Below are 12,627 nucleotides of genomic sequence, written 5' to 3'. Positions count from 1 at the left end.
GATCAAGTCGTCAGCGTGCGCAGCAGGTTCTTGTAGTCCTCGCGAATGTCCGCGTCGGATTCTTTCAATTCGTTGATCTTGCGACAGGCGTGCAGGACGGTGGTGTGGTCACGCCCGCCGAACATGTCACCGATCTCCGGCAAGCTGTGGTTGGTCAGCTCCTTGGACAGTGCCATCGCCACCTGACGGGGACGGGCGACCGAACGGGAGCGACGCTTGGACAGCAGATCGGAGATCTTGATCTTGTAGTACTCGGCGACGGTGCGCTGAATGTTATCCACACTCACCAGCTTGTCCTGCAGGGCGAGCAGGTCTTTCAACGATTCGCGGATCAGCTCGATGGTGATGTCACGTCCCATGAAGTGGGAATGCGCGATCACACGCTTGAGCGCCCCTTCCAACTCACGCACGTTCGAGCGAATGCGCTGGGCAATGAAGAACGCGGCATCGTGCGGCAGGTCGACCTTGGCCTGGTCGGCCTTCTTCATCAGGATGGCGACCCGGGTTTCCAGCTCCGGTGGCTCCACGGCCACCGTCAATCCCCAGCCGAAGCGCGACTTGAGACGCTCCTCGAGGCCTTCGATCTCCTTCGGATAACGGTCGCTGGTCAAGATGACCTGCTGACCGCCTTCGAGCAGCGCATTGAAGGTGTGGAAGAACTCCTCCTGCGAGCGCTCCTTGCGGGCGAAGAACTGGATGTCGTCGATCAGCAAGGCATCGACGGAACGATAGAACCGCTTGAACTCGTTGATGGCGTTGAGCTGCAGGGCCTTGACCATGTCCGCGACGAACCGCTCCGAATGCAGGTAGACGACCTTGGCATTGGGGTTCTTCTTCAGCAGGTGGTTACCCACAGCGTGCATCAAGTGCGTCTTGCCCAAGCCCACGCCGCCGTACAGGAACAGCGGGTTGTAACCGTGCTTGGGGTTGTCCGCCACCTGCCAGGCCGCGGCACGCGCCAACTGGTTGGACTTGCCTTCGACGAAGGTTTCGAAGGTGAAGGTACGGTTCAGGTAGCTGGTGTGCTTGAGCGCACCTTCTACCTGGACCGTCCGTTGCTCGGCCCGGCCCGGGGCTTGAGCCGGCGCAGCCGAAGGCGCGTCATCGACGGGCGCGTAGCGCTCCTGGCTGACCATGGGCTCCGACGCCGCGGCAGGCTCGAGCGAGGCTGCGTGGACGGTGGTCGGTTCGCTGGCCGCTGGCGTACGGGGTGGTTGCTGGGCCTGGGAGGCCGCCGTGGCAGCACTGACCGGCGCATTGGGTGCCGCGCGCGGGGTAGAGCTGCGGCGGCTGCCGATCAACAGTGACAGCGAAGGTGCCATGCCATTGCCGTGTTCGCCCAAGAGTTCGAGCAGGCGGCCCAGGTACTTTTCATTGACCCAGTCGAGCACGAAGCGATTGGGCGCGTAGACCCGCAGCTCGGTGCCGTCGGCTTCGATCTGTAGTGGACGGATCCAGGTATTGAATTGCTGGGCAGGCAGTTCGTCGCGCAACAGCTCCACGCATTGCTGCCAAAGTTCCACTGACACGGAGTTCCCCTGAGTTGAAAGCCTGGTAGGCGAGTACAAGCGATCCATTGTACCGGGCACCGGACCGGTTATCCACATGGAGGGACCAAGGGCGTTGCGACGGCTTGGACAAAACCTGACGAAAACACCCTCGACACGCGGGGGATAAGCTCTGTGGATAACGCACCCTGAGCACTCTGCACAACCCCGGGCAAAATCCTGTGCATAACTCTCATGTGGATATCCTGCCCAGTTATACACAGGCTAATCGCAGCTGCCGCACAGCCGCCGCACGGCTTTCGGACAACCTTCAGGATTTCTGTACACCCCGTGTTCAAAGGCGTTCAGCGATCTATCCACAGAAAACCCATCCCTTAAAAGCTATAGATTCTTCAAAAAAGCTTTCTATCTGTCTTTCTTATTTTTCATAGTAAGCCCACTGTCGGTAGATCGTCTTCACCGTCCGCCCGGCATGAGCGTTCGTCTGCTTATAGAGAATGCAGGCTGGTTGGAAATTGACCTATGGCGTTGGTTTCTCTAGAATCGCCGATCTCTTAAAACGGGGGCCATTCCGGCCCGTTGTCGACGAACCAGGTAACACGCCATGAAACGTACTTTCCAACCAAGCACCATCAAGCGCGCACGCACCCACGGTTTCCGTGCTCGCATGGCTACCAAGAACGGCCGCGCAGTTCTGTCGCGTCGTCGTGCCAAAGGCCGTAAGCGTCTGGCCATCTGATTTTCCGGCACAGGTGGTGAGTCAGGACTTCAGTCGGGACAAGCGATTGCTTACCCCCCGGCATTTCAAAGCGGTCTTCGACTCCCCAACCGGCAAGGTTCCAGGGAAAAACCTGCTGATCCTTGCTCGCGAGAACGGTCTCGATCATCCACGCCTGGGGCTGGTGATCGGCAAGAAGAGCGTCAAGCTCGCCGTTCAGCGCAATCGCCTCAAACGCCTGATGCGCGATTCGTTTCGCCTGAACCAGCACATGCTTGCAGGTTGGGACATCGTGATCGTCGCGCGTAGAGGGTTGGGCGAGACGGAAAATCCGGAATTGCATCCACACTTCATCAAGCTCTGGAAGCGTCTGGCCCGTCTGCAGCCCGCTCCGGCAGCCAGTGCCGATGTCGCAAGGGTAGACAGTCACGATGCGTAAACTGGCCCTCGTCCCGATCCAGTTCTACCGTTACGCCATCAGCCCGTTGATGGCCAGTCACTGTCGTTTCTATCCCTCCTGCTCCTGTTACGCCTATGAAGCCATCGAAACACATGGCCTTCTGCGTGGCGGGTGGCTGACCGTTCGTCGCCTCGGACGTTGTCATCCCTGGAACGACGGCGGGTTCGACCCGGTTCCGCCTGCCGCTTCCTCCCGAACCTCTTCGATAGCCGAGTAATCATGGATATTAAACGCACGATCCTGATCGTCGCCCTGGCAATCGTGGCCTACGTGCTGGTCCTGAAATGGAACCAGGACTACGGTCAGGCCGCCTTGCCGACTCAGACTGCTTCCAGCAACGTCGCTCCGACCCTGCCTGACACCGTGCCTGTGGACAACAATGGCGCCAGCGCCGACGTACCTAGCACCGGTAGCGCCGCCAGCACGCCCGAGTTGGCACCCGTCGCCGCCAGCAAGGACCTCGTCCACGTCAAGACCGATGTACTGGACTTGGCTATCGATCCCGTGGGGGGCGACATCGTCCAGCTGCGGCTGCCGCAGTTCCCTCGCCGTCAGGACCACCCGGACATTCCGTTCCAGCTGTTCGACAATGGCGGTGAGCGTACCTACCTGGCCCAGAGCGGCCTGACCGGTACCGACGGTCCGGATGCCCGTGCGTCGGGCCGTCCTCTGTACGCTGTGGATAAGCGCAGCTATCAGCTGGCCGATGGCCAGGAGCAACTGGTCGTGGACCTGACGTTCAGCGACAAGGGCGTCAACTACACCAAGCGCTTCACCTTCAAGCGTGGCGAGTACGACCTGACCGTCACCTACCTGGTGGACAACCAGAGCGCCCAGGCCTGGACCGGCAACCTGTTCGCCCAGCTCAAGCGAGATGCCAGTTCCGATCCGTCTTCCAGCACCGCGACTGGCACGGCGACCTACCTCGGCGCTGCGCTGTGGACAAGTTCGGAGCCCTACAAGAAAGTGTCGATGAAAGACATCGACAAGGGCAGCCTGAAGGAAACCGTGGCCGGCGGCTGGGTCGCCTGGCTGCAGCACTACTTCGTGACCGCCTGGATCCCGGCCAAGTCCGACAACAACATCGTCCAGACCCGCAAGGACAGCCAGGGCAACTACATCATCGGCTACACCGGCCCTGCGCTCAGCGCGGCGCCAGGTGCCCAGGTCCAGACCAGCACGACGCTGTACGCGGGTCCCAAGAGCCAGGCCAAGCTGAAAGAGTTGTCCCCAGGCCTGGAACTGACGGTCGACTACGGCTTCCTGTGGTTCATCGCGCAGCCGATCTTCTGGCTGCTGCAACATATCCACAGCCTGCTGGGCAACTGGGGCTGGTCGATCATCGTCCTGACGATGCTGATCAAAGGCCTGTTCTTCCCGCTGTCCGCCGCCAGCTACCGCTCGATGGCCCGCATGCGCGCCGTGGCGCCACGTGTCCAGGCGCTGAAAGAACAATACGGTGACGATCGCCAGAAGATGTCCCAGGCGATGATGGAGCTGTACAAGAAAGAGAAGATCAATCCACTGGGCGGCTGCTTGCCGATCCTGGTGCAGATGCCGGTCTTCCTGGCCTTGTACTGGGTACTGCTCGAAAGCGTCGAAATGCGCCAGGCACCGTGGATCCTGTGGATCACCGACCTGTCCATCAAGGACCCGTTCTTCATCCTGCCGATCATCATGGGCGCGACCATGTTCATTCAGCAGCGCCTGAACCCGACGCCGCCGGATCCGATGCAGGCCAAGGTCATGAAGATGATGCCGATCGTCTTCACCTTCTTCTTCCTGTGGTTCCCGGCCGGCCTGGTGCTGTACTGGGTTGTGAACAACTGCCTGTCGATCACTCAGCAGTGGTTCATCACCCGTCGCATCGAGGCCAGCAAGAACGCTGCCGCCTGATCGCGCGGTGCGCTAGCCTGTGAATGAAAACGCCCCTTCGGGGGCGTTTTTGCTATCTGTCGATTTGTCGTAGAGGTCCATTGCATGAACATCACGCGAGACACCATCGCCGCCATCGCTACGGCCCAGGGCCGGGGCGGTGTCGGCATCGTTCGGCTCTCCGGCCCTCTGGCCCGCGCAGCCGGCCGGGTATTGACCGGACGCGACCTGACCCCGCGGCACGCCCACTACGGGCCTTTCAAGAACGAGGAAGGGCTGATTCTGGACGAAGGGATCGCCCTGTTCTTCGCCGGGCCTCATTCGTTCACGGGCGAAGACGTGCTGGAGCTGCAAGGGCATGGGGGGCCGGTGGTCATGGACATGCTGCTGCAGGCCTGTGTACAACTGGGTTGCCGTCTGGCCCGTCCTGGTGAATTCAGCGAACGGGCATTCCTCAACGACAAGCTGGACCTGGCCCAGGCCGAAGCCATCGCCGACCTCATCGAGGCCAGTTCTGCACAGGCCGCTCGCAATGCCTTGCGGTCCCTGCAAGGGGAGTTCTCCAAGCGCGTGGAGATGCTCACCGAAGCGCTCATCGCCCTTAGGATCTACGTGGAAGCTGCCATCGACTTTCCCGAGGAGGAGATCGACTTCCTGGGGGATGGCGTGGTGCTCGGCCTGCTCGATGGCGTGCGTGCCACGTTATCCACCGTGCAACGGGAAGCCGGGCAGGGCGCCTTGCTCCGGGACGGCATGACCGTGGTCATCGCAGGTCGCCCGAATGCCGGCAAGTCGAGCCTGCTCAATCACCTGGCCGGGCGCGAAGCCGCCATCGTGACCGACATTGCCGGTACCACCCGTGACATCCTGCGCGAACATATCCACATCGACGGCATGCCTCTGCACATCGTCGACACGGCCGGTCTGCGCAGCACCGAGGATCAGGTCGAACAGATCGGCGTGCAGCGGGCGCTCAAGGCTATCCATGAAGCCGATCGCGTCCTGCTGGTCGTGGACTCCACCGCACCCGAAGGCCGTGACCCATTCGGCCTGTGGCCCGAATTCCTGAGCGAGCCGCCCGAACCGTCGAAAGTGACGCTGATCCGCAACAAGGCCGATCTCAGCGGCGAGACCATCGGACGTGTGGATAACAGCGATGGCCATGTGACCTTGACCTTGAGCGCGGGTGAGCAGGTCGCAGGGCTCGATCTGCTGCGTGATCATCTCAAGGCCTGCATGGGTTACGAGCAGACGGCGGAAAGCGGCTTCAGCGCGCGCAGACGCCACCTGGAGGCCCTGCGCCAGGCCAGTGACCATCTGGAACACGGTCGCGCGCAGCTGACCCTGGCAGGCGCTGGAGAGCTGCTGGCCGAAGACCTTCGCCAGGCGCAACAAGCGCTGGGCGAAATCACCGGGGCCTTCAGCTCCGATGATCTGCTGGGTCGCATTTTCTCGAGCTTCTGCATCGGCAAGTAATCAAGCCTGGTCGATCTCTGTCTGAGATCGGCCCTTTTCTGTTCCCGACCCTTCGCAACGAAAGGTCGTCCCGACACCCCCTGTCGGACGTCTTCCCCCTCTCCCTGCCTCGATGACCCTTTCTCGGCCTCAGTAAGCCCTGTGTACAACCGTACTTTAGCACCGTTGATAACCTACGATCTCGCCTGTGCATAAAACCACCTGTGCATAAGTAATACTTTCATCCACAGCTTGCACAGAGTTATCCAGAGCCCTCAACCCCAGTGGATAACAGGGTTTTGAAACGCTGAAACCCTTATGAGTAATGGTCCACAGCAATCTATCCACAGAAAGTTGGCTCTATAGAAATAAACATAAAAACAAGCTTTTCTTAATTTCTTTCCTTGAATCTGTATTTGCCGTTCATCCACAGGTTGATCAAATTTTGCCCAAACGCTTTCCCGCACCTAGAGGAAGTCCCTATACTTGTCGGCTTACTTTTCTCTTTGCGATACAGGCACGAGGTGCGTGGTGGATTTCCCTTCCCGTTTTGAAGTGATCGTCATCGGCGGCGGCCATGCCGGTACCGAGGCTGCGCTTGCATCGGCACGCATGGGGGTCAAGACCCTGCTGCTGACCCACAACGTGGAAACCCTCGGTCACATGAGCTGCAACCCCGCGATCGGCGGCATTGGCAAGAGCCATCTGGTCAAGGAGATCGATGCGCTCGGCGGTGCCATGGCATTGGCCACCGACAAGAGCGGTATCCAGTTCCGTGTGCTGAACAACCGCAAGGGCCCGGCCGTACGGGCAACGCGGGCCCAGGCCGACCGCGCGCTCTACAAGTCCGTGGTGCGCGAGATCCTGGAGAACCAGCCGAACCTGTGGATATTCCAGCAATCGTGCGATGACCTGATCGTCGAGCAGGATCAGGTCAAGGGCGTGGTCACGCAGATGGGTCTGCGCTTCATGGCCGATGCCGTGGTGTTGACCACCGGCACGTTCCTGGGCGGGCTCATTCACATCGGCTTGCAGAACCACTCCGGTGGTCGGGCCGGCGACCCCCCGGCCATCGCCCTGGCCAACCGGATGCGCGAACTGCCATTGCGGGTCGGCCGTCTCAAGACCGGGACACCACCGCGTATCGACGGGCGTTCGGTGGACTTTTCGGTGATGTCGGAACAGCCAGGCGATACCCCGATCCCGGTCATGTCGTTCATGGGCAATGCGGCGATGCACCCCCGCCAGGTGAGCTGCTGGATCACCCACACCAACGAACGCACCCACGAGATCATCGCGGCCAACCTGGATCGTTCGCCCATGTACTCGGGCATGATCGAAGGCATCGGTCCGCGCTACTGCCCTTCGATCGAAGACAAGATCCATCGCTTCGCCGACAAGCAGAGCCACCAGGTGTTCATCGAGCCGGAAGGCCTGACGACCCACGAGCTGTACCCCAACGGCATCTCCACCTCCCTGCCGTTCGACGTGCAGCTGCAGGTGGTACGCTCGATTCGTGGCATGGAGAACGCCCACATCGTGCGCCCAGGCTATGCCATCGAATACGACTACTTCGATCCGCGGGACCTCAAGTACAGCCTCGAGACCAAGGTCATCGCCGGCCTGTTCTTCGCCGGGCAGATCAACGGCACCACCGGCTACGAAGAAGCCGGCGCCCAGGGCTTGCTGGCCGGGACCAACGCTGCGCTGCTGGCGCGCGGCCTGGACGCCTGGTGTCCACGTCGCGACGAAGCCTACATCGGCGTGCTGGTCGATGACCTGATCACCCTGGGCACCCAGGAGCCGTACCGCATGTTCACGTCGCGCGCCGAATACCGGCTGATCCTGCGCGAAGACAACGCCGACCTGCGCCTGACCGAGAAAGGCCGTGAACTGGGCCTGATCGACGACGCACGCTGGGCAGCGTTCTGCACCAAGCGCGAAGGGATCGAGCGTGAAGAACAGCGCCTGCGCAGCACCTGGGTACGCCCGAACACGCCCGAAGGCCAGGCGGTCAGCGAGCGCTTCGGCACCCCCCTGAGCCATGAGTACAGCCTGATGAGCCTGCTGACCCGCCCGGAAGTGGACTACGCCGGCCTGTCCGAGGCCCTGGGCACGGCGCCCGCCGAGCCGCAGGTGGCCGAACAGGTGGAGATCAGGACCAAGTACGCCGGCTACATCGATCGTCAACAGGAAGAGATTGCGCGATTGCGTGCCAGCGAGGACACTCGCCTGCCTGTGGATATCGACTACGTCTCGATCTCGGGGCTGTCCAAGGAGATTCAGGGCAAGTTGGGCCAGACCCGTCCTGAAACGCTGGGCCAGGCATCGCGTATCCCGGGTGTCACCCCGGCGGCGATTTCCCTGTTGCTGATCCACCTGAAAAAACGCGGCGCAGGCCGCGAACTGGAGCAAAGCGTTTGAGTTCCCTGGTCACCGCTGTACATGCCAACGAGTTGTCCACAGGCGCCCAGGCGTTGGGTGTTGCCTTGAGCCCACGTCAGCACGAACGGCTGCTGGGCTATCTCGCCTTGCTGATCAAGTGGAACAAGGCCTACAACCTCACGGCGGTGAGGAACCCTGACGAGATGGTCTCCCGGCACCTGCTCGACAGCCTCAGCGTCATGCCCTTCATCGACGACGACCGCAACCGCTGGCTGGATGTCGGTAGCGGAGGTGGCATGCCTGGCGTGCCGCTGGCCATCCTGCACCCCGAGAAATCGGTGACCCTGCTCGACAGCAATGGCAAGAAGACCCGTTTCCTCACCCAGGTGAAGCTGGAGCTGGGGCTGGACAACCTGCAGGTTATCCACAGCCGGGTCGAGGCGTTCACGCCTGAGCAGCCCTTCGACGGGATCGTCTCCCGTGCGTTCAGCAGCATGGAGAACTTCACCGGCTGGACGCGTCACCTGGGCAACACCGAAACGCGGTGGTTGGCAATGAAAGGGCTGCATCCTGCCGACGAACTGGTAGCATTGCCGGCAGACTTCACAGTGGAAAGCGAGCAGGCCTTGACCGTTCCGGGTTGCCAAGGCCAGCGCCATCTACTGATACTGCGCCGCAAGGCATGACGGGGAACACACGCATCAATGGCTAAGGTATTCGCAATCGCGAACCAGAAAGGTGGCGTGGGCAAGACCACCACCTGCATCAATCTCGCCGCGTCCCTGGCCGCTACCAAGCGCCGGGTGCTGCTGATCGATCTCGACCCGCAGGGCAACGCGACCATGGGCAGCGGTGTGGACAAGCACGTGCTCGAGCACTCGGTCTACGACCTGCTCATCGGGGAGTGCGACCTGGCCCAGGCCATGCACATCTCCGAGCACGGCCATTACCAGCTGCTGCCGGCCAACCGCGACCTCACTGCCGCCGAAGTGGTACTGCTGGAGATGCAGGTCAAGGAAAGCCGACTGCGCAATGCCCTGGCGCCGATCCGCGAGAACTACGATTTCATCCTCATCGACTGCCCGCCGTCGCTGTCGATGCTGACGCTCAACGCGCTGGTGGCGTCCGATGGCGTCATCATCCCCATGCAGTGCGAGTACTACGCGCTGGAAGGGCTGAGCGACCTGGTGGACAACATCAAGCGCATCGCCGCCAAGCTCAACCCGGCGCTGAAGATCGAAGGCCTGCTGCGGACGATGTACGATCCGCGCCTGAGCCTGAACAACGATGTCTCGGCGCAGCTCAAGGAACACTTCGGCGAGCAGCTGTACGACACCGTCATTCCGCGCAACATCCGCCTGGCCGAGGCGCCGAGCTTCGGCATGCCGGCCCTGGCCTACGACAAGCAGTCCAAGGGCGCGGTCGCGTACCTGGCCCTGGCCACCGAACTGGTGCGTCGTCAGCGCCGCCCCTCCCGCGCCGCACAGACAAGTTAAGGAATCCGCATGGCCGTCAAGAAACGGGGTCTCGGACGCGGGCTGGATGCGCTGCTCAGCGGTCCTTCGGTCAGCGCGCTCGAGGAGCAGGCTGTCAAGGTCGATCGCAAGGAGCTGCAGCACCTGCCGGTCGACCTGATCCAGCGTGGCAAGTACCAGCCACGCCGGGACATGGATCCCCAGGCGCTGGAAGAGCTGGCGCACTCGATTCGCGCCCACGGCGTCATGCAGCCGATCGTGGTGCGTCCGATCGACGATGAACGCTACGAGATCATCGCAGGCGAACGCCGCTGGCGGGCGACCCAGCAGGCTGGCCTGGATACGATCCCGGCCATGGTGCGTGTGCTGCCCGACGAGGCCGCCATCGCGATGGCGCTGATCGAGAACATCCAGCGCGAAGACCTCAATCCGCTCGAAGAAGCCATGGCGTTGCAGCGCCTGCAGCAGGAATTCGAACTGACGCAGCAGCAAGTGGCCGATGCCGTCGGCAAGTCGCGGGTGACCATCGCCAACCTGCTGCGTCTGATCAGCCTGCCAGAGGCCATCAAGACCATGCTTGCCCATGGTGATCTGGAGATGGGCCATGCCCGTGCTCTGCTCGGATTGGGTGAAGATCGACAGGTCGAAGGGGCGCGACACGTTGTCGCACGTGGGCTGACCGTCCGTCAGACCGAAGCGCTGGTTCGGCAGTGGCTGAGCGATACGCCCGAGCCTGCCGAGCAGGCCAAGCCCGACCCTGACATCAGTCGTCTGGAACAGCGGCTGGCAGAGCGCCTGGGCTCGGCGGTGCAGATCAAGCATGGCCAGAAGGGCAAAGGGCAGCTGGTGATTCGCTACAACTCGCTGGACGAGTTGCAGGGCGTACTTGCACACATTCGCTGAAACAATTCGCCAAAGACCACGCAGCCGGAAAACGCCACCCAAGAGTTGAATAGGGGGACATCCCCCCCTATACTCTGCGCGCATTTTGTCGGCACAAATTATGCCAAGTCATCGTTGACTTGAAGGCCGACTCCGAGGAGCCGCAGCAATGGAAATACGCACGCCAAACCGCCTGCCGTTCCATCGCTGGGCAGTTTTTCCGGTGCTGGCGGCTCAATGCATCGTGTTACTGCTGGCAGCCGTGGTGCTGTGGCAATGGCAAGGCGTCATCAGCGGTTACTCAGGTCTTTGCGGAGGCCTGATCGCCTGGCTGCCGAACCTGTACTTCGCCTGGAAGGCGTTTCGTTTCAACGGCGCCCGGGCAGCGCAGGCCATCGTCAAGTCGTTCTACGCTGGCGAGGCAGGCAAATTGATTATCACGGCAGTGCTGTTCGCACTGACCTTCGCAGGAGTGAAGCCACTGGCGCCGCTGGCAGTATTCGGCGTCTTCGTGCTGACCCAGTTGGTCAGCTGGTTCGCGCCCCTGCTAATGAATAAAAGACTTTCAAGACCTAAGGGCGTTTGAGGCAACCATGGCAGCAGAAACCGCTTCGGGCTATATCCAGCACCACTTGCAGAACCTGACCTACGGTCAACTACCAGACGGCAGCTGGGGCCTGGCCCATTCGGCTGCCGAAGCCAAGGCGATGGGGTTCTGGGCATTCCACCTGGACACCCTGGGCTGGTCGGTTGCCCTGGGCCTGATCTTCCTGTTCATCTTCCGCATGGCGGCGAAGAAGGCGACCTCGGGTCAACCGAGCGGCCTGCAGAACTTCGTCGAGGTGCTGGTCGACTTCGTCAACGGCAGCGTGAAGGACTCCTTCCACGGCCGCAGTGCGGTCATCGCACCGCTCGCCCTGACCATCTTCGTCTGGGTGTTCCTGATGAACGCCATCGACCTGGTGCCGGTGGACTGGATTCCGCAGCTGGCCATCCTGATCTCGGGTGATCCGCACATCCCGTTCCGCGCCGTGTCGACCACCGACCCGAACGCGACGTTGGCCATGGCCTTCTCGGTCTTTGCGCTGATCATCTTCTACAGCATCAAGATCAAGGGCCTGGGCGGCTTCCTCGGCGAACTGACCCTGCACCCGTTCGGCAGCAAGAACATCTTCCTGCAGATCCTGCTGATCCCGGTCAACTTCCTGCTCGAGTTCGTCACCCTGATCGCCAAGCCGATCTCGCTGGCCCTGCGACTGTTCGGCAACATGTATGCCGGCGAGCTGGTGTTCATCCTGATCGCGGTGATGTTCGGCGCCGGCATCCTCTGGCTGAGCGGCCTGGGTGTGGTGCTGCAGTGGGCGTGGGCGGTGTTCCACATCCTGATCATCACCCTGCAAGCCTTCATCTTCATGATGCTGACCATCGTCTACCTGTCGATGGCGCACGAAGATAACCATTAAGACCGCCTGGCGTGTCTGATCGCCTTCCTCGCTCGTCCGGGAGGAAGGCTGGAAAAAGTCCGCAAGGGCCGTTGTACCTGACGATTTGTTTTACCGCTTCAATTAAAAAACCTAACCAATACGACGTAAAAAGTCGGGAGGAAAGATGGAAACTGTAGTTGGTCTTACCGCTATCGCTGTTGCTCTGCTGATCGGTCTGGGTGCACTGGGCACCGCCATTGGTTTCGGCCTGCTGGGCGGCAAGTTCCTTGAAGGTGCTGCTCGTCAACCAGAAATGGTTCCGATGCTGCAGGTCAAGATGTTCATCGTCGCCGGCCTGCTGGACGCCGTGACCATGATCGGCGTTGGTATCGCCCTGTTCTTCACCTTCGCAAACCCCTTCGTTGGTCAGATCGCCGGCTAATCA

Annotated in this window: 13 protein-coding genes; 12 read left to right on the top strand and 1 reads right to left on the bottom strand. The window is 61.3% G+C overall.

What is annotated here, in order from left to right; genetic code table 11:
* Positions 1-2: 2 nt before the first annotated feature.
* Entirely contained in the window at positions 3-1,529 is a 1,527-nt protein-coding gene (gene dnaA / locus G7Z99_RS09105) for a chromosomal replication initiator protein DnaA (RefSeq protein ID WP_181093369.1), read from the bottom strand.
* A gap of 583 nt (positions 1,530-2,112) precedes the next feature.
* Here dnaA and rpmH point away from each other — a divergent pair.
* From rpmH to atpE, 12 genes are all read left to right on the top strand, one after another.
* Positions 2,113-2,247: a 50S ribosomal protein L34 gene (gene rpmH / locus G7Z99_RS09100; RefSeq protein WP_003253163.1), complete on the top strand. Its 135-nt coding sequence runs from the start codon at positions 2,113-2,115 to the stop codon at positions 2,245-2,247.
* A 13-nt stretch (positions 2,248-2,260) separates the two neighbouring features.
* Complete coding sequence (gene rnpA / locus G7Z99_RS09095; protein ID WP_181093395.1) at positions 2,261-2,665, top strand: ribonuclease P protein component; 405 nt, start codon at positions 2,261-2,263, stop codon at positions 2,663-2,665.
* Positions 2,658-2,903 (top strand): membrane protein insertion efficiency factor YidD, encoded by a 246-nt coding sequence (yidD, locus tag G7Z99_RS09090; RefSeq protein ID WP_085987489.1) that lies wholly within the window; start codon positions 2,658-2,660, stop codon positions 2,901-2,903. Before rnpA ends, yidD begins: the two co-directional genes overlap by 8 nt.
* A 2-nt stretch (positions 2,904-2,905) precedes the next feature.
* Positions 2,906-4,582 (top strand): membrane protein insertase YidC, encoded by a 1,677-nt coding sequence (gene yidC, locus G7Z99_RS09085; protein WP_181093367.1) that lies wholly within the window; start codon positions 2,906-2,908, stop codon positions 4,580-4,582.
* A gap of 84 nt (positions 4,583-4,666) precedes the next feature.
* Positions 4,667-6,037: a tRNA uridine-5-carboxymethylaminomethyl(34) synthesis GTPase MnmE gene (gene mnmE, locus G7Z99_RS09080; protein WP_181093366.1), complete on the top strand. Its 1,371-nt coding sequence runs from the start codon at positions 4,667-4,669 to the stop codon at positions 6,035-6,037.
* 510 nt (positions 6,038-6,547) lie between these two features.
* A complete protein-coding gene (gene mnmG, locus G7Z99_RS09075; protein WP_181093364.1) occupies positions 6,548-8,440 on the top strand; it encodes a tRNA uridine-5-carboxymethylaminomethyl(34) synthesis enzyme MnmG in 1,893 nt (630 codons plus the stop codon).
* Positions 8,437-9,087 carry a 16S rRNA (guanine(527)-N(7))-methyltransferase RsmG gene (gene rsmG / locus G7Z99_RS09070; RefSeq protein ID WP_181093362.1) on the top strand — a complete coding sequence of 217 codons (651 nt, stop codon included), beginning with the start codon at positions 8,437-8,439 and terminating at the stop codon, positions 9,085-9,087. Before mnmG ends, rsmG begins: the two co-directional genes overlap by 4 nt.
* Positions 9,088-9,105: 18 nt before the next feature.
* Positions 9,106-9,897 carry a ParA family protein gene (locus G7Z99_RS09065; RefSeq protein WP_181093360.1) on the top strand — a complete coding sequence of 264 codons (792 nt, stop codon included), beginning with the start codon at positions 9,106-9,108 and terminating at the stop codon, positions 9,895-9,897.
* Positions 9,898-9,906: 9 nt separating this feature from the next.
* Positions 9,907-10,779 carry a ParB/RepB/Spo0J family partition protein gene (locus G7Z99_RS09060; protein ID WP_181093358.1) on the top strand — a complete coding sequence of 291 codons (873 nt, stop codon included), beginning with the start codon at positions 9,907-9,909 and terminating at the stop codon, positions 10,777-10,779.
* Positions 10,780-10,927: 148 nt separating this feature from the next.
* On the top strand, positions 10,928-11,344 hold the full coding sequence (locus tag G7Z99_RS09055) for a F0F1 ATP synthase subunit I (RefSeq protein ID WP_181093357.1): 417 nt from the start codon (positions 10,928-10,930) through the stop codon (positions 11,342-11,344).
* A 7-nt stretch (positions 11,345-11,351) separates the two neighbouring features.
* The gene (atpB, locus tag G7Z99_RS09050) at positions 11,352-12,221 is read left to right on the top strand and encodes a F0F1 ATP synthase subunit A (protein ID WP_181093355.1); all 870 of its coding nucleotides are present in this window, start codon (positions 11,352-11,354) and stop codon (positions 12,219-12,221) included.
* A gap of 145 nt (positions 12,222-12,366) precedes the next feature.
* Positions 12,367-12,624, top strand: a complete 258-nt coding sequence (gene atpE / locus G7Z99_RS09045; RefSeq protein ID WP_003097235.1) for a F0F1 ATP synthase subunit C — start codon at positions 12,367-12,369, stop codon at positions 12,622-12,624.
* Positions 12,625-12,627: the final 3 nt, after the last annotated feature.

This window comes from Pseudomonas entomophila (assembly GCF_013523165.1).
GTDB lineage: Bacteria > Pseudomonadota > Gammaproteobacteria > Pseudomonadales > Pseudomonadaceae > Aquipseudomonas > Aquipseudomonas entomophila_A.
The sequence above is the reverse complement of the archived record's forward strand: the minus strand, read 5'-3'. Positions and strand labels throughout refer to the sequence as shown.

Excerpts from the sequence above, each read along its gene's own strand:
- rpmH (WP_003253163.1), top strand. The coding sequence starts at position 2,113 with ATGAAACGTACTTTCCAACCAAGCACCATCAAGCGCGCACGCACCCAC.
- yidD (WP_085987489.1), top strand. The coding sequence starts at position 2,658 with ATGCGTAAACTGGCCCTCGTCCCGATCCAGTTCTACCGTTACGCCATC.
- yidC (WP_181093367.1), top strand. The coding sequence starts at position 2,906 with ATGGATATTAAACGCACGATCCTGATCGTCGCCCTGGCAATCGTGGCC.
- mnmE (WP_181093366.1), top strand. The coding sequence starts at position 4,667 with ATGAACATCACGCGAGACACCATCGCCGCCATCGCTACGGCCCAGGGC.
- G7Z99_RS09065 (WP_181093360.1), top strand. The coding sequence starts at position 9,106 with ATGGCTAAGGTATTCGCAATCGCGAACCAGAAAGGTGGCGTGGGCAAG.
- G7Z99_RS09060 (WP_181093358.1), top strand. The coding sequence starts at position 9,907 with ATGGCCGTCAAGAAACGGGGTCTCGGACGCGGGCTGGATGCGCTGCTC.
- G7Z99_RS09055 (WP_181093357.1), top strand. The coding sequence starts at position 10,928 with ATGGAAATACGCACGCCAAACCGCCTGCCGTTCCATCGCTGGGCAGTT.
- atpB (WP_181093355.1), top strand. The coding sequence starts at position 11,352 with ATGGCAGCAGAAACCGCTTCGGGCTATATCCAGCACCACTTGCAGAAC.
- atpE (WP_003097235.1), top strand. The coding sequence starts at position 12,367 with ATGGAAACTGTAGTTGGTCTTACCGCTATCGCTGTTGCTCTGCTGATC.